The 25433-nt window shown below is 67.3% G+C and carries 20 protein-coding genes and 1 pseudogene; 11 read left to right on the forward strand and 10 right to left on the reverse strand.

Annotation, left to right across the window (positions count from 1 at the left end; translation table 11 throughout):
- Positions 1–122 (forward strand): annotated as a pseudogene (locus AC5P67_RS14315) (IS110 family transposase); the annotation flags it as partial.
- An 80-nt stretch (positions 123–202) separates the two neighbouring features.
- On the opposite strand, the gene AC5P67_RS14320 reads toward AC5P67_RS14315, so the two are convergent.
- Positions 203–1405, reverse strand: coding sequence for a lipase family protein (locus AC5P67_RS14320; protein ID WP_495214813.1), 1203 nt, complete (start codon positions 1403–1405; stop codon positions 203–205).
- A 189-nt stretch (positions 1406–1594) separates the two neighbouring features.
- On the reverse strand, positions 1595–2482 hold the full coding sequence (locus AC5P67_RS14325) for an outer membrane protein assembly factor BamD (RefSeq protein ID WP_032966965.1): 888 nt from the start codon (positions 2480–2482) through the stop codon (positions 1595–1597).
- Positions 2483–2595: 113 nt separating this feature from the next.
- Between AC5P67_RS14325 and rluD the strand changes: the two genes are divergently transcribed.
- Genes rluD through AC5P67_RS14345 form a run of 4 tightly spaced genes read left to right on the forward strand, consistent with a single transcriptional unit; the run spans position 2596 to position 5294 of the window.
- On the forward strand, positions 2596–3585 hold the full coding sequence (rluD, locus tag AC5P67_RS14330) for a 23S rRNA pseudouridine(1911/1915/1917) synthase RluD (RefSeq protein ID WP_005410789.1): 990 nt from the start codon (positions 2596–2598) through the stop codon (positions 3583–3585).
- The gene (gene pgeF, locus AC5P67_RS14335) at positions 3585–4355 is read left to right on the forward strand and encodes a peptidoglycan editing factor PgeF (RefSeq protein WP_049395382.1); all 771 of its coding nucleotides are present in this window, start codon (positions 3585–3587) and stop codon (positions 4353–4355) included. The genes rluD and pgeF overlap by 1 nt, the downstream gene beginning before the upstream one ends.
- 2 nt (positions 4356–4357) lie before the next feature.
- Positions 4358–4882, forward strand: a complete 525-nt coding sequence (locus AC5P67_RS14340; protein WP_329750956.1) for a DUF4166 domain-containing protein — start codon at positions 4358–4360, stop codon at positions 4880–4882.
- The gene (locus AC5P67_RS14345) at positions 4857–5294 is read left to right on the forward strand and encodes a thiol-disulfide oxidoreductase DCC family protein (protein WP_329750955.1); all 438 of its coding nucleotides are present in this window, start codon (positions 4857–4859) and stop codon (positions 5292–5294) included. Before AC5P67_RS14340 ends, AC5P67_RS14345 begins: the two co-directional genes overlap by 26 nt.
- Before the next feature lie 72 nt (positions 5295–5366).
- Here AC5P67_RS14345 and otsA read toward each other — a convergent pair whose 3' ends face one another.
- The 4 genes from otsA to AC5P67_RS14365 form a co-directional block, all read right to left on the reverse strand.
- Positions 5367–6731: an alpha,alpha-trehalose-phosphate synthase (UDP-forming) gene (gene otsA / locus AC5P67_RS14350; RefSeq protein WP_005410785.1), complete on the reverse strand. Its 1365-nt coding sequence runs from the start codon at positions 6729–6731 to the stop codon at positions 5367–5369.
- Complete coding sequence (locus AC5P67_RS14355) at positions 6728–8509, reverse strand: glycoside hydrolase family 15 protein (RefSeq protein WP_005410784.1); 1782 nt, start codon at positions 8507–8509, stop codon at positions 6728–6730. Before AC5P67_RS14355 ends, otsA begins: the two co-directional genes overlap by 4 nt.
- Before the next feature lie 41 nt (positions 8510–8550).
- On the reverse strand, positions 8551–9309 hold the full coding sequence (otsB, locus tag AC5P67_RS14360) for a trehalose-phosphatase (protein ID WP_012481087.1): 759 nt from the start codon (positions 9307–9309) through the stop codon (positions 8551–8553).
- Between the two features lie 214 nt (positions 9310–9523).
- On the reverse strand, positions 9524–11959 hold the full coding sequence (locus AC5P67_RS14365; protein ID WP_012481086.1) for a TonB-dependent receptor plug domain-containing protein: 2436 nt from the start codon (positions 11957–11959) through the stop codon (positions 9524–9526).
- Between the two features lie 214 nt (positions 11960–12173).
- On the opposite strand from AC5P67_RS14365, the gene AC5P67_RS14370 reads away from it, so the two are divergent.
- From AC5P67_RS14370 to AC5P67_RS14385, 4 genes are all read left to right on the forward strand, one after another.
- Positions 12174–12656 (forward strand): DUF3574 domain-containing protein, encoded by a 483-nt coding sequence (locus tag AC5P67_RS14370; RefSeq protein ID WP_012481085.1) that lies wholly within the window; start codon positions 12174–12176, stop codon positions 12654–12656.
- Positions 12657–12692: 36 nt separating this feature from the next.
- Positions 12693–13550: an SH3 domain-containing protein gene (locus tag AC5P67_RS14375; protein WP_044571436.1), complete on the forward strand. Its 858-nt coding sequence runs from the start codon at positions 12693–12695 to the stop codon at positions 13548–13550.
- A gap of 129 nt (positions 13551–13679) precedes the next feature.
- Positions 13680–15398, forward strand: a complete 1719-nt coding sequence (locus AC5P67_RS14380; RefSeq protein WP_180882626.1) for a thiamine pyrophosphate-dependent enzyme — start codon at positions 13680–13682, stop codon at positions 15396–15398.
- 751 nt (positions 15399–16149) lie between these two features.
- The gene (locus AC5P67_RS14385; RefSeq protein ID WP_495214815.1) at positions 16150–17754 is read left to right on the forward strand and encodes a SulP family inorganic anion transporter; all 1605 of its coding nucleotides are present in this window, start codon (positions 16150–16152) and stop codon (positions 17752–17754) included.
- A gap of 79 nt (positions 17755–17833) precedes the next feature.
- On the opposite strand, the gene AC5P67_RS14390 is transcribed toward AC5P67_RS14385, so the two are convergent.
- Positions 17834–18544, reverse strand: a complete 711-nt coding sequence (locus AC5P67_RS14390) for a glutathione S-transferase (protein ID WP_099524750.1) — start codon at positions 18542–18544, stop codon at positions 17834–17836.
- A 170-nt stretch (positions 18545–18714) separates the two neighbouring features.
- On the opposite strand from AC5P67_RS14390, the gene AC5P67_RS14395 reads away from it, so the two are divergent.
- Together AC5P67_RS14395 and clpB are read left to right on the forward strand one after the other, a co-directional pair.
- A complete protein-coding gene (locus AC5P67_RS14395; RefSeq protein WP_480984712.1) occupies positions 18715–19536 on the forward strand; it encodes a DUF3014 domain-containing protein in 822 nt (273 codons plus the stop codon).
- Between the two features lie 181 nt (positions 19537–19717).
- Positions 19718–22303, forward strand: coding sequence for an ATP-dependent chaperone ClpB (gene clpB, locus AC5P67_RS14400; protein WP_012481080.1), 2586 nt, complete (start codon positions 19718–19720; stop codon positions 22301–22303).
- Between the two features lie 72 nt (positions 22304–22375).
- Here the strand turns inward: clpB and AC5P67_RS14405 are convergent, their stop codons facing one another.
- The 3 genes from AC5P67_RS14405 to AC5P67_RS14415 form a co-directional block, all read right to left on the reverse strand.
- The gene (locus tag AC5P67_RS14405; RefSeq protein ID WP_099527680.1) at positions 22376–23176 is read right to left on the reverse strand and encodes a MipA/OmpV family protein; all 801 of its coding nucleotides are present in this window, start codon (positions 23174–23176) and stop codon (positions 22376–22378) included.
- A 140-nt stretch (positions 23177–23316) separates the two neighbouring features.
- A complete protein-coding gene (locus AC5P67_RS14410; RefSeq protein ID WP_049395425.1) occupies positions 23317–24606 on the reverse strand; it encodes an ATP-binding protein in 1290 nt (429 codons plus the stop codon).
- Complete coding sequence (locus tag AC5P67_RS14415) at positions 24603–25340, reverse strand: winged helix-turn-helix domain-containing protein (protein ID WP_005414287.1); 738 nt, start codon at positions 25338–25340, stop codon at positions 24603–24605. Before AC5P67_RS14415 ends, AC5P67_RS14410 begins: the two co-directional genes overlap by 4 nt.
- Between the last annotated feature and the right edge of the window lie 93 nt (positions 25341–25433).

Raw genomic sequence — 25433 nt, forward strand, 5'->3', positions numbered from 1 at the left:
ACGCTGGCCTGAAGGCCAAGGGCAAAGCGAGCAAGGTGGCGCTCGTGGCGGTCATGCGCAAAATGCTGGTGATCCTCAACGCCCGTAAGCGAGACGCCGAGGTGGCCCTCGGCTGCCCCTGACAAGACAGTTGCTACTGCCTCCGGTAGTGCCGGCCGCTGGCCGGCAACCCGTATCCCGCCTATCCACGCATGGCGTGGATCTACCGGGCGTCGTCGAGCAGCTGTTCGAGGTCGGCGGTTTCCGCAGCGTCGTTGAAGTGGCCGTCCCCCAGCCGTGCACGCACAAACGCCAGGCCATCCGCCGCCGCCGCGTCCAGCGTGCCGCGATGGTCGACCGGGTAGCGCCGGAACGCTACCGGCTCGCCGCGCAGCGCCAGGCCTGCGGCATACAGCAGGGTGGTCAGATAGGGGACGTCGCGGTCCTCGCTGCCGTGGCCCAGCATCAGCGGTTGGCTGAAACCGCGGCGCGGTACGCCGAGATAGTCGTACAGCACGGCCCAGATGCCCGGCACGCTGGTCAGCGGTGCGGTGAACATGCTGCCGGTATCCGCGCCGTCCAGCGTGGTGGCCAGTTCGCCCAGGCACTGCTCGCGTGCCACTGCCACGCGGGTGCGGCCGGTGTCGCTGAGGACGCGGTCGATCTGCGGCGCAACCTGCAGCAGACCGTCGAGCAGATACGCGTGATACGCGTTGAGCGCGCCAGGATTGGCGGTGCGGTTGTCCGGCTTCATCACCAGTGCGGTCAGCTCGACGGCGGTGGGCGTGCCGGTGGTGAAGCTGCCGCGGTAGTGCAGCGACGGGCCAGCATAGGTGGGTGCCAGATGCCCGGCAGTGAGCGCGGCGGCACCACCCTGCGAATGGCCGACCGAGACCCAGCGCGGCGACAGCGTTGCGGTGCCCAGATACTGGCGGCTGGCTTTGACGAGGTCGATGGCATTGCGCGCGGCAGTGCGCACATGCAGATAGGCATGGTCACCTGGACTGCCGAGGCCCTGGTAGTCCGCAGCAACCACCGCATAGCCCTGTGCCAGGAACTGATCGAGGAAGCGGCCGTCGCGTTCGGGTTGGTAGGGGCCGGACACCGAGGGCGCACAGCGATCCGCGATGCCCTGGGTGCCATGTGCCCAGGACACCACCGGCCAGCCGCCTGCAGGCGGCTGGCCGGCGGGCAGGTACAGCAGGCCGGTGCCTTCGGCCAGCTGGCCGCGATGATCCGGGGTGCGGTAGTGCAGCTTGTAGGCCTGCGCGGCCTTGGATGGCACCCATGACGCGCGATAGGGGGCAGCAGACAGCAGATCGCCCGGTGCGGGTGGGGCAGCCGCCATGGGGCCCGAGGACAGCGCCAGCAGGGCAGTGGCGAGGAGGCAGGCGAGGGGGCGGAAACGACGGGGTGGTGGGGTCATGGGCGCTCCTTCACGGCCGGGATGGCCGTTGCGCCGCAGTGTGGAGGGCCTCGCCTACGCCGATTGAGACCGGCGTCGCATCCGCCGGGGATTCGTAGAATTCCTAGTGTCGTGGTCCATGGGCGCACGAACCCTCCACGCATGGCGTGGATCTGCCGACAAAGAAAAGGCCCCTTTCGGGGCCTTCTTTTACTTCTTTTCCAGTCGCGCGTTGCGCTGGCCGGTGCTGGCGGACTTTTCGCCAGCGAACGGGTTCAGCTTGCGGATCATCCACGGGTACTTCGGCCACTTGCCTTCCAGCCACGGGTGGTCCGGCTGGTTCAGCTGCAGGACGCGGCGGGCGTCGTCGGCCAGGGTCTTGTTGCCCAGGTGGGTGTAGGAATCGGCCAGGACGGCGACGGCATCGTACTGGAACGCGCTCTGCGGATAGGTTTCCAGCAGGTAGTTGGCGCGGCCGGCGGCCGAGACCCAGGCGCCGCGGCGCAGGTAGTACAGGGCGTTGTCCAGCTCATGCTGGGCGAACACGTCACGCAGCTCCAGCATGCGCTGGCGCGCATCGGCGGCGTAGCGGCTGTTCGGGTAACGGTCGACCACGATGTTGAAGTCCGAATACGCCTGGTGCGGCGTGGACAGATCGCGGCGGCTGGCATCCAGCGACCATACGCGGCGCAGGAAAACCGTACTGCGGTTGGAGTTGGCCAGGCCGCGCAGGTAGTACAGGTACGCGATGTTGCGATGGGTCGGGTAGGTACGGATGAAGCGGTCGATGCTGGACACCGCATCGTCGTGCTTGCCGGCCTTGTACTGTGCGTAGGCGGTTTCGATCATCGCCTGTTCGGTATACGGGCCGTACGGATATTGGGCCACGAGGCGGCGGAAGCTGGTTTCAGCCCCGCTCCAGTTGCCACCCTGCATCAGCTTGTGGCTCTTCTCGTACAACTGTTCGACCGGCGTCCCTTCATCGGGGCGATCGCCCTTCTTGGCGCCACGGTGGCAGCCGGTGGCGGCGATGACCAGCACCAGCAGCAGGGCGGTGAGGCGGACGGGCGCGGAGAGCATGGAGGAGCGTCGGATCATGAGGTCAAGGCGGGACGCGGCTGGAATACGAAGGGTCGATGATAGCCTAGTGTCCTGTCCAGCGACTGAAACCGGCCGCCGGGACCCCAAAATTTCAAAGAATGCCCCCTGCCATGTCTGAACAACCCTCTGAATCGGCCCGCCAGGCCATCGTCCCCGACACCGCTGCCGGCCGCCGTTTCGACGCCGTGGTGGCCGAACTGTTCCCCGAATACTCGCGTTCGCGCCTGACCGAGTGGATCAAGGCCGGGGAGGTCCTGCTGGACGGCGCCCAGGTGCGCCCGCGCGATCCGCTGCGCGGTGGCGAGGTGGTGACCCTCAACGTGGTGCTGGAAACCCAGACCGACGCCCAGCCGGAGGACATCCCGCTGGACGTGCTGTTCGAGGACGAGCACCTGCTGGTGATCAACAAGCCGGTCGGCCTGGTGGTGCACCCGGGCGCGGGCAACCACAGCGGCACCCTGGTCAACGCCCTGCTGTTCCGCGACCCGTCGGTGGCGGTGCTGCCGCGCGCGGGCATCGTGCACCGTCTGGACAAGGACACCAGTGGCGTGATGGTGGTGGCCAAGACCCTGGAAGCGCAGACCGCGCTGGTCGAGCAGCTGGCCGCACGCGACGTGCACCGCCAGTACTTGGCCATCGTGATGGGTGCGCTGGTGGCCGGCGGTACCGCCGATGCCCCGATCGACCGCCACCCGCGCGACCGCCTGAAGATGGCGGTGCGCGAGGACGGCAAGGAAGCGATCACCCACTACCGCCTGCGCGAGCGCTTCCGTGCGCACACCGCGCTGGAGTGCCGCCTGGAAACCGGCCGTACCCACCAGATCCGCGTGCACATGGCGCATGTGCGCCATCCGATCATCGGTGACCCGCTGTACGGCGGCGCGCTGAAGCTGCCCAAGGGGGCCAGCGATGAGCTGGTGGCCGCGCTGCGTGGCTTCAAGCGCCAGGCCCTGCACGCCGAGACCCTGGAGTTCACGCACCCGATCACCGGTGAGCTGGTGCGCAACACCGCGCCGGTGCCGGAGGACATGCTGCACCTGATGAAGGTGCTGCGCGAAGACAGCGAGGCCTTCGCCGCGCGCGAGCGGGACCGCTGGTGATGGCCGCCGCGCTGCCCGTGCTGCAGGCGGACTGGCCGGCGCCGCCGGGCGTCCATGCGTTGACCACGCGTCGGCACGGTGCGGGCATTTCGCCGGCGCCGTTCGCGCAGTTCAACCTGGGCAACCGGCACGCGGCCGACGGTGATACCCCAGCCAACGTAGAGCACAACCGCCAGCTGCTGCAGCAGGGGCTGGGGCTGCCCTCGACACCGCACTGGCTGCGCCAGGTGCACAGCAGCACCGTGCTGCGCTTCACCGCGCCGCCGGTGCCCGGCGCAAGCGAGCCGGTGGCCGATGCCGCAGTGACTTCGGTGCCGGGCGTGGTGCTGGCGATCCTGACTGCCGACTGCCTGCCGGTGGTGTTTGCCGCCGCCGATGGCAGTGAGGTGGGCGCGGCCCACGCAGGCTGGCGTGGCTTGGCCGATGGCATGCTGGAGGCCACCGTGGCCGCCATGCAGACGCCGCCGGCGCAGCTGCGGGCTTGGCTGGGCCCGGCCGCCGGACCGGCCGACTACGAGATCGGCGAGGAGGTCTACCACGCCTTCGTCGGCCATGATCCGGCCGCCGAGGCGGCGTTCGTGGCCACCCGCGCAGGCCATTGGAAGGTGGACCTGTTCGCGCTGGCGCGGCAGCGGTTGCAGGCGGCGGGCATGGACCCGGCGCAGGTCCATGGCGGCACGGTGTCGACCATGGCCGATCCGGACCTGTATTCGCACCGGCGCGACCGTCGCACCGGGCGCATGGCGACGCTGGCCTGGATCGCGCCCTGACCTTGCCGCTGTTCGCGCGCGTGCTGGGGCCGGCCTTCGCCACCCTGGCCGCGCCGGTGCAGGCGTTGCATGCCGCGCCGTTGCCCTGCCGCTACGTGGGGCAGGCGCGTATCGTGAGGGGGCGGCACTGGCTGGTGCCGCTGTTGGCCGCGTTGGCGCGGCTGCCGAGGGACGGTGGAGCGTTGCCGACCGAAGTGGCGTTCAGTGCACACGGGCAGGGCGAGCAGTGGGCGCGGCGTTTTGGCCGCTGGCCGATGGTGTCGCGGCTATGGGCGCACGAGGGCTGCCTGCGCGAGCAGTTGGGCGCGGTGCGCTTCGAGTTTGATCTGCAGGCCCGCGAGGGTGGCATCGACTGGTCGGTGCGCCGGGTCTGGGCGTTCGGGTTGCTGCCGCTGCCCAGGCGCTGGTTTGGTGGCGTACGTTGCCGCGAAGCCTGGCAGGGCGAGCGTTACACTTTCCTGGTCGATGTGACGCTGCCCTGGGCGGGAGCCCTGATCCGCTATGAAGGTTGGCTCGAACCGCGGTGAGGCCGCCGCCGAGGCGGGTAGCGCGGTGATCGTATTCGATGGCGTATGCGCGCTGTGCAACCGCTGGGTGCGCTTCCTGCTGCGCTTCGACCGCGCGGGGCGCTACCGCTTTGCGGCGATGCAGGGGCAGCAGGGCAGCGCGATGTTGCGCGCGCACGGGCTGGACCGGCAGGACCCGATGTCGTTCCTGCTGCTGGACGCGCAGGGCGCCTGGACCGATACCGATGCGATCCTGCGCGTGCTGACGGGGCTGGGCAGCGCCTGGCGCCTGATCGGCGTGTTGCGGACAGTGCCGCGTGGCTGGCGTGATGCCGCGTACCGCGCGCTGGCGCGCAACCGCTACCGCTGGTTCGGGCGGCACGACGCCTGTCATCTGCCCGCACCGGAGCAGGCAGCGCGATTCCTGGATTGAATGAAAAAGGGGACGGAGGGGATCAAGGCGTTTGTGCACAAATGCCTTGATCCCCTCCGTCCCCTTTTTTCCTCAGCCTTCCAGCGCGTCCAGATAGCTGCGGCGCCAGTGATTGATGTCGTAGGTGCGCAGGTGATCCATCATCGCGTGCCAGCGTTCCTTGCGCCTGCTCAGTGACATCGTTGCTGCCGTGGCGATGGCGTCAGCCACGCCGTCCAGATCATGCGGGTTCACCAGCAATGCCTGCTTGAGTTCGTCGGCAGCGCCGGCCAGCAGCGACAACACCAGCACGCCGGGATCTTCGGGGTCCTGCGACGCCACGTATTCCTTGGCCACCAGGTTCATGCCATCGCGCAACGGCGTGACCAGGCCGACCGCCGCCGCCCGGTAGAAGCCGGTGAGGGTGGCATGGGTGAAGTTCTGGTTGACGTAGCGCAGCGGCGTCCAGTCAGGTTCGGCGTGGCCACCGTTGATGTGGCCGGCGATCTGTTCCAGCTGGCTGCGCAGCTGCCGGTACTCGGTGACATCGCCGCGCGAGACCGGGGCGATCTGCAGGTAGGTCAGCGAGCCGCGCTGGTCGGGGTGGCGCTCAAGATAGCGCTCGAAGCCAAGGAAGCGTTCGGGCAGGCCCTTGGAATAGTCCAGGCGATCCACGCCGATCGCCAGCTGGCGATCGCGCAGGCTGGCGCGCAGGTTCTTCACGGCGGCCTTGGTGGCCGCGGTGCCGGCCTGGCGTGCGATCAGCTCGGTGTCGATGCCGATCGGGAAGGCGGCGGCACGGAAGCGGCGCCCGCCCGGTGCTTCCAGCTCGCCGTTGTCGAGCACGCGGCCGCCGCCGAACAGGCGCAGGTAGGTCTGGAAGCGATCAGCGTCGCGCTGGGTCTGGAAGCCGACCAGGTCGTAGGCGTACAGCGCGGAGAACAGCCGCAGGTGGTCGGGCATCGCCTGCAGCAGGTCGGCAGACGGCATCGGGATATGCAGGAAGAAGCCTATGCGACAACCGATGCCGCGCTCGCGCAACAGCGCACCGAGCGGGATCAGGTGGTAGTCGTGGATCCAGACGATGTCGTCCTCGCGCAGCAGTGGCGCGAGCTTGTCGGCGAACAGCGCGTTGACCTTGTGGTAAGTCTCGCGGGTGCCGCGGTCGTAGTCGACCAGATCCAGGCGGAAGTGCAGCAGCGGCCACAAGGTGCGGTTGGCGAAGCCGTTGTAGTAGCCATCGACCTCGCGCTTGCTCAGATCCATGGTGACGTAGTCGATGTCACCGTCTTTCTGCCGGTGCAGCGTGCCGCTGCCTTCCTTCACCGTCTTGCCACTCCAGCCGAACCACAGGCCACCGCGTTCCTTCAGGGCAGCCAGCAGGCCGACAGCCAGGCCGCCGGCGCGGTTCTCGCCGGGCACGGCCACACGGTTTGAAACCACGACCAGACGACTCACGATGCCTCCTGCCAGGACCGCGACAGGCGCATTGCGGCGGTGATCAGGCCGACGTGCGAATAGGTCTGCGGGAAATTGCCCCAGGCCTCGCCGCTGTCGAAGGCCAGATCCTCCGACAGCAGGCCCAGGTGGTTGCGCTGCTTCAGCAGCAGCTCGAACATCTCACGTGCTTCATCCATGCGCCCGATCGCGGCCAGCGCGTCGATGTACCAGAAGGTGCAGATGGTGAAGCTGGTTTCCGGCTCACCGAAGTCATCCGGCGCGACATAGCGGTACAGCGAATTGCCATGCTTGAGGTCGCGGCCGATGGCATCGACGGTGGCGATGAAGCGGGCGTCCAGCGCGTCGATGAAACCGATATCGGCCAGCAGCAGCAGCGAGGCGTCCAGCCGATGGCCGCCGAAGGTGTCGGTGAAGTGGCCCAGCTCCTCGTTCCAGGATTCGGCCATGATGCGCGCGTGGATGGTGTCGGCGCGCTCGCGCCAGTAATGCGCGCGGTCATCGCGCTTCAGGCGCACGGCGATCTTGCACAGGCGGTCGCAGGCAGCCCAGCACATCGCGCTGGTGTAGGTGTGCACTTCGGTGCGGCCGCGGAATTCCCACAGGCCGGCATCGGGTACGTCGTGCAGGGCGAAGGCCTGTTCGCCCAGGGGTTCCAGGCGGGCGAAGGTGTGCGCATCACCCGGGTCCTGCAGGCGCCGGTCGAAGAACAGCTGCGTGGAGGCCAGTACCACGCTGCCGTAGACATCGTGCTGGCGCTGCACCCAGGCCAGGTTGCCGCGCCGTACCGGGCCCATGCCGCGATAACCGGACAGGCTGGGTACCTCGTCCTCGTCCAGCTTGGCCTCGAAGCCGATGCCATACAGCGGCTGCAGCGTGCCGTCGGTGGTGGCCAGGTTGAAGATGTAGCCGAGGAACTGTTCCATCGTGCGCGTTGCGCCGAGACGGTTCAGCGCCCGCACCACGAAGGCCGCGTCGCGCAGCCAGCAGTAGCGGTAGTCCCAGTTGCGCACGCTGCCGGGTGCTTCCGGAATGGAAGTGGTCATCGCCGCGATGATCGCGCCGCTGTCCTCGTACTGGCACAGCTTCAACGTGATCGCGCTGCGGATCACCGCGTCCTGCCATTCCAGCGGGATGGACAGGTAGCGCACCCATTCGCGCCAGTAGTCGCGGGTGCGCTGGAAGGCTTCCTGCACATAGCCGCTGATCGAGCGGTTGAGCGACTCATCCACGCCCAGGATCAGGTGGATGGGATGGTTGAGCACGAACGGCAGGCCATCGCGCACGAAGCGCACCGGCACATCGGTGGTCAGCCGCAGCACGTGCTCGGGCAGGATCCAGCGCACATGGTTGCTGCCCCAGGTGGACTCTGGCACGCGTGCGCCCCAGTCGGCCAGCGGGCGCGCACGCACGGTGATGCGCGGGCTGCCGGCCAGCGGACGCACCTGGCGGATCAGGCTGACCGGCCGGTAGAAGCGGTCGTTCTGGCGCCAGCGCGGGGCGAAATCGAGGATTTCCAATGCGCCGCCCTGCGTGTCACGCAGCACGGTGCGCAGGATCGCAGTGTTGGTGAGGTATTCCTGCTCGCTGCTCGCGAAGTCCTCCAGCTCGATGGCGAAGTCGCCGCCGGTCTGCTGGTTGGGGCCGAGCAGGGCGCAGAAGGTCGGGTCGCCGTCGAAGGTGGGCAGGCAGCTCCAGACAACGCGGGCATGTTTGTCGACCAGGGCGCCGAAGCTGCCGTTGCCGACCACGCCCAGATCAAGATCGGGTTGGGTCATCACGCGGTACATCTCGGTTGCGGCCGTGGGGGTTGGCCGGGTCAATAGGCATTCTCACGCAGCCAGGCGTGCACGCTGCGTATGTCGGGCAGCGCGAACACGGCCGCACTGGGTTCACGTTCACCCACCAGCACGCTCCAGCCATGCTGGCCGTTGGCGGCATCGAAGCCGAATTCGTCGGTGAGGTCATCACCGAGGAACACCGGCAGGCGGCCGCGGAAGGGCAGGTACTGCATCATCCGGCGCACGGCACGGCCCTTGTCGGTGCCGACAGGCACGAACTCGACCACATGGTCGCCAGGCTGCAGGCGGTAGCTGGTGCGGCCACGCACGTGGCGGTCAGCGAACGCGCGGACATCGCTGGCGGCGCGCGGCGCACCGCGCCAGTGCAAGGCCAGGCCGACGCCCTTGTCTTCCACCAGCACGCCAGGATGCCCATGGGCGAAGCGCATCGCCTGCTGGTGCAGCGCGTGCAGCCATTCGGCGGTGTCGTCGTCGTGTTCGTCGCGCAGCACACGACCGTCTTCGCCACGCAGCTCATGGCCGTGCAGGCCGGCGGCGGGTAGTTGCAGGGGGGCGAACAGTTGATCCAGCTGTTCAAGCGGGCGACCACTGACCAGTGCCACGGCACCTTCCAGGCGGTCGCTGATGCGGCCGATGGCTTCACGCACATCCGGCAGCAGCTGCACGGCATCCGGGCGTGCAGCGAATTCGATCAGGGTGCCATCGACATCGAGGAACAACGCACAGGCGTCGTCCAGCAATGGCGGTGGCGGACGCAGGGGGAGCGGTTCAGCCATGACGCCCAGCTTGCCAGCGTGGGCGTGTACGCGGGGTCGAGGGCAGGCTACGGCCCTGCTTCGGTGGGTGCCGACCGTTGGTCGGCACGGCAGCAGTGCGGACCAACGGTCCGCACCCACCCAAAGCAGATCCGCACCCGGATCACGAAGTTGCCGGCCAGCGGCCGGCACTGCCGTGTCGTGCGGACCAACGGTCCGCACCTACCCAATGCGATCAGAACGTATAGCGGACGCGGCCGTAGTAGTACGCGCCGTTGCTGCCGATCGGCGATAGCACGTCATACGGCAGGTTGCCGAAGTAGTGGATATCGCTGTTGGATCGATCCGGGTAGTTGTCGGTCAGGTTCTGGCCGCCGATGGCCACGCTCCAGCGCGGAGTGATGCGGTATTCGACCTCCGCATCCAGCTGCCACTCGGCCTGGTAGGTCTGGCGCGGGATGTAGCCGTCACCGAAGTTGAACACGCGGGTGGCGCTGCCGTAGCGGTTCACGCGGGTGCTCAGCGACCAGTGGTCGTTGCTCCATGCGGCCGAGAAACTGCCGCGCGTACGCGGCGTGGCATCGGTAAGCGTGTTGGTCTCTTCGATGCCGAACAGCACGTAGTCCGGGTTCAGCGCGCGCAGCTGGGCCGGGGTGGCCAGCACGTTCTTCAGCGTGGTCTTGGTGTACGCATAGGTGCCGGTCAGCAGCAGCTGGCCGTCGCCCAGCGACTGGCGCCAGTTGCTCACCAGCTCGGCGCCGCGGGTGCGGGTATCGGCGGCGTTGACGAAGAAGCTGGCGCTCTGCAGGCCGCTGACGCCGTAGTTGGCGGCCACGTAGTCGGTCAGCGCATCGCCGGTGATGCTCTCCGACAGCGCGATGCGATCGTCGATGTCGATCTGGAAGAAGTCCAGTGACAGGTCGAAGTGCTCGCCAATTTTGCTGGTGAAGCCCAGCGAGGTATTGATCGACTTCTCCGGCTTCAGGTTCTGCGCACCGAGGCCACGCGCGATCGGGTTGTTGACCGACAACAGGCGGCCCTGCACCAGCTGGCCGCCAGCGTTGTAGCCGGTGGAGGTGGATTCGTAGCCGATCTGTGCCAGCGACGGCGCTCGGAAGTTGTTGGAGATGGCACCGCGCAGCGCGAACGCCGGGGTGAATTCATAGCGCAGGCCGAGCTTGCCGGTCAGTTCACCGCCGAAGTCGTCGTTGTGCTCGTAGCGCGCGGCCAGATCGGTGGAGAACTTCTCGCCGAACTGACTGGACAGGCTGGCGTAGGCGCTGGCGACGTCGCGCGACAGGGTGGCCGCGTCCTGCGGGGTCAAGCCGCCACCGGCCTGCGAACCGGTCGGGCGGTCGGTGTACGGGCCGGCCGCATAGCTGGCCGGGTCGCCGGGACGGGTCTGGTAGCGCTCGTGGCGTGCTTCCACGCCCAGGCCGAGCGTGTGGCTGATGCTGTCGCTCTGGGTGAACACGCGGCTCAGGTCGAGGTTGCCCACGGTCTGCGCGTATTCGTAATCGGCGGTCTTGAAGCGGGTCGGGCTGGTCGGGCCCAGCGAGGCGTTGAGCGAATCACGCAGGCGGTAGGTGAAGTCGTTCTGGCCGTAATCCAGGCTGCCGTCGTAGCTCCATTCGCCCCACTGCCCGCGTACACCGGCCACGGCCTGCACGTCGCGGTTCTCGCCCTCGGAGATCGGCCGGTACCCGTTCGGATAGACTTGCTTCCAGTTGGCCTCGCCATCGGGATAGCGGAAGTAGTTGGCGCCTTCGGTGTCACGCTGGTTGAAGGTACCGAACGCGTAGAACGTCGAGGTCTGTCCCACCGGGATCTCGGTGTTCAGCCACAGGTTGATGTCCTTGCTCTTGCCATCGCCCAGCACGTAGTTGCGCTTGCCCTGCAGCGCCAGGTTGCCCGGGGTCTGGTCCCACGGCGGAATCTGGTCGAAGCCGGCGCGGTTGGTGCCGTTGCGGTGCTTGTATTCCAGGCCGACGCGCAGGAAGCCGCCGTCCTCGCCCAGCGAGGTGCCGACCTTGGCGCTGATATTGCCGGTCTGGCCGTCGGTAAGGGTGCGCCCGATCGGCTTGAGGTCGGTGTGGTTGGCGCCGTAGCTGGCCTCGATCTCGCCACCGTCGCCGCCGTTGTCGAGGATCACGTTGATCACGCCGGCCACCGCATCCGAGCCATACAGCGCACCAGCGCCATCACGCAGTACTTCGATGCGCTTGATCGCGCTGACCGGGATCGAATTGAAATCAACCGGGGTGGTGCCCTTGCCGATCTTGCTGTCGGTGTTGACCAGCGCGGTGTGGTGGCGGCGCTTGCCATTGACCAGCACCAGCACCTGGTCCGGCGACAGGCCGCGCAACTGTGCGGCGCGCACATGGTCGGCGCCACCGGAGTTGGACTGGCGCGGGAAGTTGAACGACGGCAACAGCGCCTGCAGCGCGCTGCCCAGCTCGCCGTTGACCACGCCGGCCTTGCGGATGTCCTCGGCGGTGAGCACATCCACCGGCGAGGTGGATTCGAGCACGGTGCGGTCGGCGGCACGGGTGCCGGTGACGATCACCGTGTCCAGGTTGGTGGCGTCCTGGGCCAGGGCCGGGACGGCGGCGGAGGAAAGCGCGAGGGCGATGGCGAGGCCGAGCGGCGACGCGGGCAGGCGGACGGACATGGGGGCTCCAGCAACAACGACGACGGGGAAGGGGGAGATGGTTTCACTTACATCCATCCGGATGAAGCGATATATTATCTTCGCGTGATGACCGGTGCCGATGCAAGCCCCTGCCGGTCAGGCATGAGTTGATGCCCTGCTGGCATCAGCACGCCGGGCCGGTGGCGCTGTACGCTGCCGGCTCGCCTTGTCCCCCTTCCCCGGAGCTGTACCGATGAAACACCTTGGCCTCGTCTTCGCCGTGCTGCTGGCCACCAGTGGCTGCGCCAGCCTGTCCTCGCAGGCGCCCAGCGCCTATGCCACGGCCACTACCGCCGAACTGAAGGGCGATGCTGCACGCCCGTCCGCCGGCCACGGCTGGGTGCGCAGCGAGCTGTACTTCGGCGTGGGCGAGGAGCAGGGCGCCGGCAACCGCCCGCAGGCCGATACCATCAGCGAGGCGCAGTGGCGCACCTTCCTGGACAAGGAAGTCACTCCGCGCTTCCCGGATGGCCTGACCGTGTTCGATGCCTATGGCCAATGGCTGTTCCGCGGTGATGCCTCGCCCAACCGCCTGCGCACCAAGGTGCTGGTGGTGCTGCACGAGGACACCCAGCAGCGCCGCGCCGACATCGAAGCGATCCGCCTGGCGTGGAAGCAGCAGACCAAGCATCAATCGGTGCTGTGGTCGCGGCAGCCGGTCGAGGTATCGTTCTGAGTTGAAGGTGCCGCCGCGGTGTCGCAGGGAGCAATGATGAATTACAGGGAATGCGTGCTGGGCCTGGTGCTGGCGGGAGTGCTGGCACCGTCGGCGCAGGCAAGTGGCGACGACGGCGAAACGCTGCGGTTCCAGGTGGCCGCGCATGTGCAGGCGCATGCCGATCCGCAGCAGGACGGCAGCATCGCCGTGCAGCTGTCACCGTCGGGCAAGCGCCAGACGCTTGAGGGCGCGGCGGATGCCGATGGCAGTTCGCGATGGGCGCTCGAAGATGTCGATTTCGATGGCTACCCGGAATTGGTCGCACGCGCCCCGGTGGGCATGGTCAACGAAGCAGTGGCGGTGTACCGGTTCGATCCGGCCAGTGCGGGGTTCCGCGCGTTGCAGGCCGACACCCACGGCAAGGACAGTTGCGGTGACCTGATGGGGTTGAGCGTGGATGCTGCCACTCGAACCCTGACCAGCAGCTGCCGCAGTGGCCCGATGTGGTACACCGACCAGTACCGGTTTGCAGGCGCGAAGCTCCATCTGTACCGCTCTGAGAGCGTGCTGATGCTGGGCGATACCTTGAACGCCGCGCTGCAGTGGGAACAGACCGACGAGCAGGGCCCGTTGGCGGTCTGGCGCACGTATGATCCGGCCGGCCGTGTGCTGGAAAGTGCCATCGCCGATGGCCTGGGCGCACCGCCGGATGGGCCGTTGCAGGGGCAGCAGGCGACCGTGGTACCCGCGCGCCTGTTCCTGTTCGACCGGCCCGGCGCGTCCAGCACCAAACGTTACCTGGTGCAGGGGGATCGCGTGGAACTGCTGGATGAACAGGACGGCTGGGTGAAGCTGCGCTACCGCAACCCGAAGCAGGGCGCGGTGGAAGGCTGGATCAACGTCAACGATTGAAGAAAAAGGGGACGGAGGGAATTAAGTCGTTTGCGGCACATACGACTTGATTCCCTCCGTCCCTTTTTTGCAGAGGCATCACTTCATCGGGTCTAGCCTCGGATGTTCCCCCGTTCGAGGATGTATCCGATGAGCAAGCGCGTGGCCGAAATCGTGGTGGACGCCCTGCAGCAGGCCGGTGTCCGCCGTTGCTACGGCATCGTGGGCGATACGCTCAACCATGTGACCGATGCGATGCATGGCAGCGAGATCGCATGGGTGCATGTGCGGCATGAGGAAGTAGCAGCCTTTGCCGCAGGCGCCGATTCGCTGGTGAGCGGCGAACTGACCGCCTGCGCCGGCTCCTGCGGCCCCGGCAGCCTGCATTTCATCAATGGCGTGTTCGAGAGCAACCGCAACCGCGCGCCGATGGTGCTGATCGCCAGCCAGGTGGTGACCAGCGAGCTGGGCATGGAATTCCCACAGGAAGTGGACTTCAAGGCGGTGTACGCCAGTTGTTCGGTGTTCTGCGAGCAGGTGCACAGCGCCGAGCAGGCGCGTCGCGTGGTCACCCTGGCCTGCCAGGCCGCGATCAGCCGCCGTGGCGTGGCGGTGGTGATCCTGCCCGCCGATATCAGCCAGGCCGAAGTGAAGCACGATGTGCCGTTCTCGGTGCATTACACCCAGCCGGTGCTGCGCCCGTCGGATGCTGAGCTGCAGCGCATCGCCGAGTTGCTGGGGCAGGGCAAGCGCATCGGCATCTACGCCGGCGCCGGTTGCCAGGGTGCGCACGCACAGCTGCTGGAACTGGCCCGGCGCCTGCAGGCACCGATCGCGCACACCTCGCGCGCCAAGGATTTCGTTGAGCCGGACAACCCGTACAACATGGGCATGACCGGCATCTTCGGCATCGAATCCGGCTTCCACACGCTGATGGAGTGCGACACGCTGCTGCTGCTCGGCGCCGACTTCGCCTGGGGCCAGTTCTACCCGGACAAGGCCACGATCATCCAGGTCGACCGCGATGGCAGCCATCTCGGCCGCCGCCATCCGGTGAACCTCGGCGTGGTCGGTGACATTGCACCGACGCTGGATGCCTTGCTGCCGATGTTGCCGCCGCGCGAGGACGGCAGTTTCCTGGACGAATGTATCGAACGTCGCGACAAGGCGCTGAAGAAGCGCGAGCAGGAAGAACAGCCGGGCGAGGGCGAGCTTATCCACCCGCAGCATCTGACCGCGCTGCTGTCGAAGTACGCCAGCGACGATGCGCTGTTCACCGCTGACGGCGGCTCGCCGATGGTCTGGGTGCTGCGGCATATCCGCGTCAACGGTCGCCGCCGCACGCTGACCAGCCTGCTGCACGGCACGATGGCCAATGCAATGCCGCAGGCACTGGGCCTGCAGAAGGCGTTCCCCGGCCGGCAGGTGATTTCGCTGTCCGGCGATGGCGGCCTGGCGATGCTGCTGGGCGACCTGCTGACGGCCGTGCAGGAGAACCTGCCGATCAAGGTGGTGGTGTTCAACAATGGCTCGCTGAACTTCGTCGAGCTGGAGCAGAAGGTGGAAGGCCTGCTGGACAACTACACCGACCTGAAGAACCCGGATTTTGGCCGCCTTGCCGAAGTGATCGGTTTCCACGGCCGCACGGTGACGCGCAGCGAGGATCTGGAAGAAGCGGTGCAGGATTTCCTGTCGCAGCGTGGCCCGGCGCTGCTGGACGTGCATACCAGTCGCGCCGAGCTGGTGATGCCGCCGCAGATCGAGGCCAAGCAGGTGGCCGGTACCGCGCTGTATGCAGCCAAGGCGGTGTTGAACGGCCGCTTCGACGACGTGAAGCATCTGCTGGTGGACAACTTCCTGAAGAAGTGAGGGGGTGGTCGATGCAGGGCTGCGCCCTGCACCCGCAGAGGCCAATGCAACAGCCGAAGCAACAGCAACAACCGAAGCAACAGCAACAACCGAAGCAACAGCAACAACCGAAGCAACAGCAACAGCGGGCATTCCGTGGGATGGCAGGGTGGGTCCGGTTGCGGGGGACGCCGTAAACCCGTCCCTGGGGGCTTGGCCGCGGCATCCGTGCCGCGGACACCCCCGCAACCGGACCCACCCCGCCTTCGACAGATTTCTGCGATCTGTCGGAATGGCATGGCCGGTGCCTGATGGGTGTCGACCTTGGTCGACACGGTAGATCCACGCCATGCGTGGATGAACGAATGAATGATCGGAATGATCTTCTGTAGAGCCTGGCCATGCTCGGCTCAGAGGCTTCGCGTACAGCGGCCGAGCAGGGGCTCGGCGCTACAACGAGCGCCTGCCTTTGCTTTTGATCTTTTGATTCTCTTCCGTGGCTGGCACGCGCACGAAACTGTCAGGGGCCGGGCGGGTAGGCTGCGCAGGGGCGTGAGCCGCATGGATGCGGCGACCGAGCTTACAGGGACGTACTTGCAGCGCCCCCCTGCGCAGCCTACCCGCCCGGCCCACCCCCTGAGGTCCGCTGTCCGCGACCAACCCAGCCACGAGGGGCCCCGCCGTTGGCTGGAACCCATCATTCCACCACGGAATTGGCGCGCTGGCCCCGCTGGGCCTACCATCGGCGGTCCCCACCCCCACCGCCCCTTCCATGTCCGCTCCCGCTTCCGCCGCACCGCGTCGCTGGTTCGTCGCCGGCGACTTCAACGGCTTCTTCGGCCTGGTCGTCGACAACCTCTCCATCCTCGGCTTCATCGCCATGGCCCTGGTCGGGATCTTCCAGTTTCCCGCCGACGTGGTGTTCGGCCGCATGTTCCCCGGCACCGCCTTCGGCGTGCTGGTCGGCAACCTGCTGTACACCCTGATGGCGCGCCGGCTGGCCGCGCGTACCGGCCGAGACGATGTCACCGCCATGCCGCTCGGTCTGGATGCACCGACCAGCATCGGCATGGCGCTGCTGGTGCTCGGCCCGGCCTTCCTCGCGTTCAAGCAGCAGGGCATGGACCCGCACGCTGCGGGCATCGCCACCTGGCAGCTGGGCATGGCCGCGCTGGTCATCATCGGCGTGCTCAAGTTCGTGCTGTCGTTCTTCGGCGAAGCGGTCACCCGCGCGCTGCCGCGAGCCGCGCTGCTGGGTTCCATCGCCGGCATCGCGCTGGTGCTGATGGGCCTGCTGCCGCTGCTGGAAACGCTGCGCTCGCCGCTGGTCGGCTTCACCACGCTCGGTTTGCTGCTGTACGTGCTGATCGCCAAGGGCAAGCTGCCGGTGCGTGGCCCGGGCGTGCTGCTGGCCTTCGTGTTCGGCACCGTGCTGTATTACGGCCTCGGCCTGGCCGGGCTGGGCGCACCCGGCTTCCATGTACCGGAGTGGGTGCCGCCGCAGGTGGTGCTGCCGCTGCCGACACTGGGCTTCCTCGACGGCCTGCCCACCGCGATGACCTACCTGCCGCTGCTGCTGCCGTTCGGCCTGCTGATGGTGGTCGGCGGCATCAACGTGTCTGAAAGCGCGCGCGCAGCCGGCGACGACTACCGCACCCGCGACATCCTGCTGGTGGAAGCGGTGGCCACGCTGGTGGCAGGCGTCTGTGGCGGCGTGGCGCAGACCACGCCGTACATCGGCCAGCCGGCGTACAAGCACATGGGGGCGCGCAGCGGCTATACGCTGCTGACCGGCCTGTTCGTCGGCATCGGCGGCATGCTCGGCATCATCTCCGGGCTGGTGCAGTGGCTGCCGCTGGCGGTGCTGGCACCGATCATCGTGTACGTGGCCATCGACATCACCACCCAGGCCTTCCAGGCCACGCCGCGTCACCACACCGGTGCGATGGTGTTCGGTTTCCTGCCGTCGGTGGCGTACCTGCTGGCGATCAAGGCACCCGGCTGGATCGCGCCGGACCAGCTGCCGCAGCTGCTGACCAAGCTCGACGGCCATGGCCTGCCCGAGCTGGCGGTGATCTTCACCCTCGGCAACGGCTTCATCATCACCTCGATGCTGTGGATTTCGGCGGTGGCGGCGATGGTCGATGGCCGCCTGCGCCGTGCCTGCGGCTTCCTGCTGGTGGCTGCGGTGCTGACCCTGTTCGGCCTGATCCACTCGGTGGATCCGCGTGGTGGCATCTACCTGCCGTGGGAGCTGGACGGCCTGGCGCGCATCATCAGCTGGCAGTTCGCTGGTGCCTACGTGGCACTGGCGTTGCTGCTGGGGTTGCTTTCGCTGCAGAAGCAGCCGGTGCAGCCGCTGGGTGAAAACAACTGACCCAACGGTAGTGCCGGCCGCTGGCCGGCATCCTCATGGGCTTCGGTCGGATCGTGCAGCTGCCGGCCAGCGGCCGGCACTACCGTTCGGCGTCCAGTTCCGGGTAGTGGCGGAAGATGCCGTTGGTGTTGAACGGCAACCGCCGCTCCGAGGCCAGATAGGCGGCGATGTTCGGCCGCTTTGCCACCCGCTCCTGCAGCGCACGCAGCAGGGGCAGGGTCGGCGCCAGTGCCTGCATGCGGCGCGGGAACATGTAGTCCAGTCCGCTCAGCAGCTGGAACAGCGACAGATCAACATAGGAATGCTCGCGCAGTGCGTGGCGGCCACCATTGGCGGCCAGCACCTGCTCGAAGTAGCCGAGGAACTTCGGCAGCCGTTCGCTGCGCAGTGAGGCGGCCCGTGCCTTGGCTTCGGTCTTCTGCTCTTCGTAGTACTTCGATGCGGCGATCGGATGGTGGGTGTCGTGCACCTCGGCTACCAGGTCGGCGATGGTCAGCTGCAACTGCAGTGCCTGCACCCGCCGCGAGGCCGCCTGCGGCACCAGGTCCAGCGTCGGGCCGAGGAAATCCAGGATCGCGGCGACCTGTGCAATGACCTGGCGGCCCGCCTTCAGGAATGGCGGCGCGAAGGGCTGCGCACCTTCACTGCCGCCATCGAGAAACGGCTGCATCACCGCATCGCCGTGCACCCGCGCCATGTCGATGTAGTCGACACCGGCATCCTCCAGCGCCAGCCGCACGAACTCGCCACGGCCCTGGATGCCGGTCCAGTAATACAGCGCGTACTGCATGGCAGTGCCTCCACAGAACAAGGCTCACAGCCTCGCGCGCTGCATGCAAAGCAAGTGTGAGCACGGCCTTGCTGCAGGCCTCAACCCGAACGGCAGCGGAACAGGCGGGGAACCGGCTGCAATCGGTGGGGTCACACCTTCACCATGCGTATGGAACGAGGTGCTGCAGCATGCAGAGTGGAAAGGCGGTATGGCCCTGGGTGTTGGGCGTGGTGGTGATCGGTGGTGCCGGTGGTTGGCTGTTCTGCGATCAGCTGAAGCGCCTGGCAGACGGTGTTTCGGTGCCGGTGCAATCAACCCCCGCCAGTACCGGCGCGCCGCCACAACCGCAGGCGGCCGCGCAGCCCGCGCCGGCACCACCGCCGATCAGGCATCCGCTGGATACCGAGGCCGCGGCCGACCCGGCGCTGCCAACGCTGGCCGACAGCGATGCGGCGGCCTGGGGCGCATTGAGCCAGCTGTTCCAGGGCGAGGGGCCACTGACCCTGCTGCTGCGCGACCACCTGATCCAGCGCCTGGTTACCCAGCTCGACAACCTGGACAAGCCCAGCGTGCCGCCGACCGCGCTGGCCGCGCGGCCGCTGCCGGGCAGCCTGCAGGTCGAACCCGCCGAGGGCGGCGAACGCATCGCCGCCAGCAACGCGGCGCGCTACGCGCCCTACGTGCAGGCCTTCACCGCGCTCGACCCGGCGGCAACGGCCACCGCCTACAAGCGCTTCTATCCGCTGATCCAGCAGGCCTATGTGGACCTGGGCCGGCCCGACGGGTACTTCAACGACCGCCTGGTCGCGGTGATCGACCACCTGCTGGACACCCCGGAACTGGCCCAGTCCCCAGTGGTACAGCGCGATGAACGCGGCCGCTACCGCTTTGTTGATCCCACCCTGCAGTCGCGCTCGATCGCGCAGAAGGCGCTGCTGCGGATGGATGCCGCCCAGGCGCGGGCGGTCAAGCAGCAGCTGCGGGCGATCCGCAGCGCGATCACTCGCTGAGCCCGTTCACCGCGTGGAACTGATCGGGATCAACGCGCCGACCACACCGGTTCCGGCATGCTGGCCGAAGCCTGACTGGCCTCGGGGTGCAGTCGCAGCCACCCTTGAAACCGGGTGGGGCAACCGCATCTTTCCAGCATCGCCGGCGCGGGCCGGCCCTGATGACCGATGAGGATTCGCAATGCGGATGGACAAGCTCACCTCGCGTTTCCAGCAGGCGCTGGCAGACGCACAGTCGCTGGCCGTGGGCCGCGACAACAGCATCATCGAACCGGTTCACCTGTTCAGCGCGCTGCTGGACCAGCAGGGCGGCAGCACGCGTCCGCTGCTGGCCCAGGCCGGGGTGAACGTGCCGGTGCTGCGCGAGCGCCTGACCGAGGCGCTGGATGCGCTGCCGAAGGTGTCCGGCCAGGCTGGCAACGTCTCGATGGGCAACGACTTGGGGCGCCTGCTGAACCAGACCGACAAGCTGGCCCAGCAGCACGGGGATGCCTTCATTGCCAGCGAGTGGTTCGTGCTGGCGGCGCTGGACGACGGCGGCACGCTGGGCATGGCGCTGCGCGCCGCCGGTGCCGACAAGACCCGCCTGCAGGCGGCCATCGACAAGCTGCGCGGCGGCGAGAACGTGCAGTCGGAGAATGCCGAGGAACAGCGCCAGGCGCTGGAGAAGTACACCATCGACCTGACCGCGCGTGCCGAGAGCGGCAAGCTCGACCCGGTGATCGGCCGTGACGAGGAAATCCGCCGCACCATCCAGGTGCTGCAGCGCCGGACCAAGAACAACCCGGTGCTGATCGGCGAACCCGGCGTGGGCAAGACCGCGATCGTGGAAGGACTGGCCCAGCGCATCATCAACGACGAAGTGCCCGAGGGCCTGCGCGGCAAGCGCGTGCTGTCGCTGGACATGGGCGCGCTGATTGCCGGGGCCAAGTTCCGCGGCGAATTCGAGGAGCGCCTGAAGGGCGTGCTCAACGACCTGGCCAAGAACGAAGGCCAGATCATCCTGTTCATCGACGAACTGCACACCATGGTCGGCGCCGGCAAGGCCGATGGCGCGATGGATGCCGGCAACATGCTGAAGCCAGCGCTGGCACGCGGCGAGTTGCACTGCATCGGCGCCACCACGCTGGACGAATACCGCAAGTACATCGAGAAGGATGCTGCGCTGGAGCGTCGCTTCCAGAAGGTGTTCGTGGGCGAGCCGTCGGTGGAGGACACCATCGCGATCCTGCGCGGCCTGAAGGAAAAGTACGCGGTGCACCACGGCGTGGAGATCACCGATCCGGCCATCGTCGCGGCTGCGACGTTGTCCAACCGCTACATCACCGACCGCCAGCTGCCGGACAAGGCCATCGACCTGATGGACGAAGCCGCCTCGCGACTGCGCATGGAGATCGACTCCAAGCCGGAAGAGCTGGACCGCCTTGAGCGCCGGGTGATCCAGCTGAAGATCCAGCGCGAGATGCTGAAGAAGGAGAAGGACGAAGCCTCGCGGCAGCGCCTGGCCGACCTGGAGAACGACATCGACGGGCTGGAGCGCGAGTTCTCCGACCTCAATGAAATCTGGAAGTCGGAGAAGGCCGCGCTGCAGGGCGCGACCAAGATCAAGGAACAGGTCGAGCAGGCCAAGCTGGAGCTGGAGGCCGCGCAGCGCCGCCAGGATTTCGCCAAGATGAGCGAGATCCAGTACGGGCTGCTGCCGCAGCTGGAAAAGCAGCTGGCCGCGGCCCAGGAGGCCGAGCACAAGGACTTCAAGCTGGTGCAGGACCGCGTGACCGACGAGGAGATCGCCGAAGTCGTATCGCGCTGGACCGGCATCCCGGTCAACAAGATGCTCGAAGGCGAGCGCGACAAGCTGTTGCGCATGGAAGAGGTGCTGCACAACCGCGTGGTCGGCCAGGAAGAAGCGATCAAGGTCGTCTCCGATGCCGTGCGCCGTTCGCGTGCGGGCCTGTCCGATCCGAATCGCCCGGCCGGCTCGTTCCTGTTCCTCGGCCCGACCGGTGTCGGCAAGACCGAGCTGTGCAAGTCGCTGGCCGAATTCCTGTTCGACAGCGCCGACGCGATGATCCGCATCGACATGAGCGAGTTCATGGAGAAGCACAGCGTCGCCCGTCTGATCGGCGCGCCTCCGGGTTACGTGGGCTACGAGGAAGGTGGCTACCTGACCGAGGCCGTGCGTCGCCGTCCGTACTCGCTGATCCTGCTGGACGAAGTGGAGAAGGCGCATCCGGATGTGTTCAACATCCTGCTGCAGGTGCTGGACGATGGCCGCCTGACCGATGGACAGGGCCGCACCGTGGACTTCCGCAACACCGTCATCGTGATGACCTCGAACCTGGGCTCGCACCAGATCCAGGACATGAGCGCCGACGACAGTCCGGAGGCCTACACGCAGATGAAGGCGGCGGTGATGGGCGTGGTACAGGCGCACTTCCGTCCGGAGTTCATCAACCGCCTGGACGACATCGTGGTGTTCCACCCGCTGGACAAGCAGCAGATCAAGCAGATCGCGCGCATCCAGATGCGTGGGCTTGAGAAGCGGCTGGCCGAGCGCGGATTGAAGCTGGCGGTCTCCGATGCGGCGTTCGACCTGCTCGGCAACGTCGGCTTCGATCCGGTCTATGGCGCGCGCCCGTTGAAGCGTGCAATCCAGTCGCAGCTGGAGAATCCGCTGGCGCAGCAGATCCTGTCCGGTGCTTTCGTCAACGGCGATACCATCGAAGTCGGAAACGACGGCGGCCGCCTGGTGTTCGCCAAAGCGTGATTCACACGGGGCGCTGCCTGGCCGTAGCGCCCCGTTTCCTGCGAAGTGGGCCGGGCAATGCCCGGCGCTCACTCAGAAGCGGTGCGTATAGCCGCTCATCAAGCCGAACTGGTTCGCCTTCTGCACGATCGGGCTGTCGGCGGCATCACCGAGCAGGCGCGTGCCTTCGGCCGAGATGTACCAGTTGCCGTTGCGGCCCACGCGGTGGCTCCACTTCAGACCGACACCGGCACTGACCAGGCCGGCCTTTGGCTTGTGCTCGGCAAAGCCGGTACGCGCCGCCTGTTCCGGGCTGACGCCGTACCAGGTCTGCATGTAGCCGCGGTTGCCGTAGTCGGTGGACACGCTGCCGCTGACCACGCCGCCGGCCAGGTCGAACAGCGGTATGCTCAGGTTCAGATGGATCTGCTGGGTGGCCAGGCCGTTCTCGGCCTTGTCCTCGTCCTTGCGGGTGAACTGCCAGGAGCCGCTCAGCACGGCTTCGCCCAGCGTATAACCAGCCGAGATGCCGACCAGGGGACGGGTATCGATATCACCCATGCCGCGCAGGAAGTCGGAACCGCCGAGCAGCGAGTCCTTTTCCTTGCGGATGCCGCTGGCGCCGACATACGCGCGCACGCGGGTGTGCTCGCCGATGGAGGTGCCCCAGCCAATGCCACTGGTGCCCAGAAACCATCCACCCGGCGAGGTGACATCAAAGGACAACGACGGTGTCGCACGATACTCCTCGCTGCCGCTGTAGCGCGGCGCCACGCCACCGCCGGCAGCGACCTCGAAGGTCCAGTGGTCATCCTTGGCGTGGGCGATCGGTGCGGCGAACAGCGGCAACAGGGCCAGGCAGAGCAGGGCGGGGGAACGGCGAAGCTGGGACATGGAAACTCTCGACAATGGGAGGAAGGCAGCACGCGCATCCGGCGAGTGCTGCAGGGTCGCTAGCGTGGCGATACGCCGGCGACCGATCCGTCCGCAGTTGTGCGGGAGTTGTAATCAACTGTAATCGCGCCCAGGGGCGTTCAGCTGGCAGCCAGCGGCCAGTGCATTTCCATGCGCGCGCCGCCCAACGTGGCGCGGCTGATGCGAAGCTCGCCGCCGTGGCGGACGGCAATGCGGCTGACGATGGCCAGGCCCAGGCCGAAGCCCCCGGTATCGCGGCTGCGGCTGTCGTCCAGGCGGGTGAACGGGCGCATCACCTTCTCGCGATCGGCTTCGGCAATGCCGGGACCGTCGTCATCCACACGCAGGCAGGCGCGGCCGCTGACACCGACCAGCGAGACTTCCACCTGCGAACGCGCATGGCGCAGCGCATTGCCCACCAGATTGCTGAGTGCCAGCTGCAGCAGGCGTGGTTCGGCATCCACCCGCGGCAACGCGCTGGGCTGCACGCGCAGTATCACGCCGGCACGTTCGGCATCACGGCGCGCATCGGCCAGGCAGGCCTGCAGCCAGTCGTTGGCTTCGATGCGTTGCATCGGTTCGCCCTCGCTGGGATGCTCCAGCCGTTCGTAAGCCAGCAGTTCGCTGACCAGCCGGTTGAGCTCGGCCAGGTCACCGTGCAGGCCCCGCGCCAGCCGTTCGCGGCGTTCGCGGTCATCGCTGTCCTGCATCAGGTCCAGGCCGAAGGCCACGCGCGCGATCGGCGTGCGCAGCTCGTGCGAGATCGCATGGGTCAGGTCGCGCTGGCGCTGCACCAGTTCGGCCACGCGTGCCGCCATGCGGTTGGAGTGGTCGACGATGACCCGGATCTGCGAGCGTGGCGAGACCTGCGCACGTGCCTGCAGATCGCCCGAACCGATGCGGTCGGCATGCCGGCGCAGCGCTTCCAGGTCGCGCCAGAGCAGGCGCACCCACGCGTACAGGCTGGCGCCCACCAGCAGCAGGATGCTGAGGTAGGCGGCGATGGTCATGTACGTCGTCATCTGCACCGCGCCAGGCAGGCGCAGGTGCAGCCAGCGGCCATCGCTGCCCTCGATGGGCAGCAGGACCTGCTGGTATTGATCGCGCACGATGAAACCATCGGCCTTCACGGCCACCTGTTCCTGCGCGTCGAGTGCGGGAGGTTTGTCGAGCAGGGTCAGGGCGATGCCGTAGTGTGGCTGCCACTGCTTCAGGCGCTCACGCTGCTGGTCGGCATCCAGGCCGGCCAGGCCACTGCGCAGGGCGTACACCTGACCACGCACCTGCTGGACGAAGACGCGATCCTGCACGGGCGTGTAGATGCCGTCCAGGATGTGGTTGAGGAAGAACACCGACACCAGGAAGCAGGCACCCGTGATAAACCACAACCACAGGAACAGCCGCTTCATGCCGTCCAGGCCGACGGATTGAACTGGTAGCCACGGCCCCACACGGTCTTGATCCGCCGCGGTTCGCGCGCATCATCGCCGAGCTTGCGGCGCAGCTTGCCGATGCTGACATCGACACTGCGGTCCAGGCCGTCAAAGCCGATGCCGCGCACCGCCTGCAGGATCTGGTCGCGCGACAGGATCTGCCCCGGCTGGCTGGCCAGCAGCCACAGGATCTCGAATTCCGTGGTGCCCAGCTCGACCGGTTGACCGTGCAGGTGCACTTCGCGCTGCATGCGGTCGATCAGCAGTTCGCCATGCATCAGACGGCTGGGTGTACCGGTGTTGCTGCTGCCATGGCGGCGGCGCAGCAGGGCGCGCAGGCGGGCCAGCAGCAGGCGTGGCTCGATCGGTTTGTGCACATAGTCATCGGCGCCCGATTCCAGGCCCAGCACCTGCTCGATGTCGTCTTCGCAGGCGGTCAGCATCAGGATCGGCACGTCGGAGAAACTGCGGATCTGCCGGCACACGTCGATGCCGCCGAGGCCGGGCAGCATCAGGTCCAGTACCACCAGCTCGGGCGCATGCTGGCGGCAGGCCGCGCCGGCAAGGTCACCGCGTGCCACATGCTGCACGGCGAAACCATGTTCGTGGAGATAGTCGCTGACCAGTTCGGCCAGGCGACGGTCGTCCTCCACCAACAAGACCTGGGTCGGGGTACCGTTGGCGGTGGGTGTCCAGGGGGATGGCTGCATGCGCGTGAGGCCTCCGTGCCCGGGCAGGAGCGCCCGGCGGCGAAGCCTATCAACGCCCCGTGACCGCTGCCTGAATCGCGGCCAACCTGATAA

It is taken from the genome of Stenotrophomonas sp. YJH_SMC_21, from assembly GCF_059369555.1.

Coding starts and splice junctions, on each gene's coding strand:
- AC5P67_RS14320 (WP_495214813.1), bottom strand. CDS start 1,405: ATGACCCCACCACCCCGTCGTTTCCGCCCCCTCGCCTGCCTCCTCGCC.
- AC5P67_RS14325 (WP_032966965.1), bottom strand. CDS start 2,482: ATGATCCGACGCTCCTCCATGCTCTCCGCGCCCGTCCGCCTCACCGCC.
- rluD (WP_005410789.1), top strand. CDS start 2,596: ATGTCTGAACAACCCTCTGAATCGGCCCGCCAGGCCATCGTCCCCGAC.
- pgeF (WP_049395382.1), top strand. CDS start 3,585: ATGGCCGCCGCGCTGCCCGTGCTGCAGGCGGACTGGCCGGCGCCGCCG.
- AC5P67_RS14345 (WP_329750955.1), top strand. CDS start 4,857: ATGAAGGTTGGCTCGAACCGCGGTGAGGCCGCCGCCGAGGCGGGTAGC.
- AC5P67_RS14355 (WP_005410784.1), bottom strand. CDS start 8,509: ATGACCCAACCCGATCTTGATCTGGGCGTGGTCGGCAACGGCAGCTTC.
- otsB (WP_012481087.1), bottom strand. CDS start 9,309: ATGGCTGAACCGCTCCCCCTGCGTCCGCCACCGCCATTGCTGGACGAC.
- AC5P67_RS14365 (WP_012481086.1), bottom strand. CDS start 11,959: ATGTCCGTCCGCCTGCCCGCGTCGCCGCTCGGCCTCGCCATCGCCCTC.
- AC5P67_RS14370 (WP_012481085.1), top strand. CDS start 12,174: ATGAAACACCTTGGCCTCGTCTTCGCCGTGCTGCTGGCCACCAGTGGC.
- AC5P67_RS14375 (WP_044571436.1), top strand. CDS start 12,693: ATGAATTACAGGGAATGCGTGCTGGGCCTGGTGCTGGCGGGAGTGCTG.
- AC5P67_RS14380 (WP_180882626.1), top strand. CDS start 13,680: ATGAGCAAGCGCGTGGCCGAAATCGTGGTGGACGCCCTGCAGCAGGCC.
- AC5P67_RS14385 (WP_495214815.1), top strand. CDS start 16,150: ATGTCCGCTCCCGCTTCCGCCGCACCGCGTCGCTGGTTCGTCGCCGGC.
- AC5P67_RS14390 (WP_099524750.1), bottom strand. CDS start 18,544: ATGCAGTACGCGCTGTATTACTGGACCGGCATCCAGGGCCGTGGCGAG.
- AC5P67_RS14395 (WP_480984712.1), top strand. CDS start 18,715: ATGCAGAGTGGAAAGGCGGTATGGCCCTGGGTGTTGGGCGTGGTGGTG.
- clpB (WP_012481080.1), top strand. CDS start 19,718: ATGCGGATGGACAAGCTCACCTCGCGTTTCCAGCAGGCGCTGGCAGAC.
- AC5P67_RS14405 (WP_099527680.1), bottom strand. CDS start 23,176: ATGTCCCAGCTTCGCCGTTCCCCCGCCCTGCTCTGCCTGGCCCTGTTG.
- AC5P67_RS14410 (WP_049395425.1), bottom strand. CDS start 24,606: ATGAAGCGGCTGTTCCTGTGGTTGTGGTTTATCACGGGTGCCTGCTTC.
- AC5P67_RS14415 (WP_005414287.1), bottom strand. CDS start 25,340: ATGCAGCCATCCCCCTGGACACCCACCGCCAACGGTACCCCGACCCAG.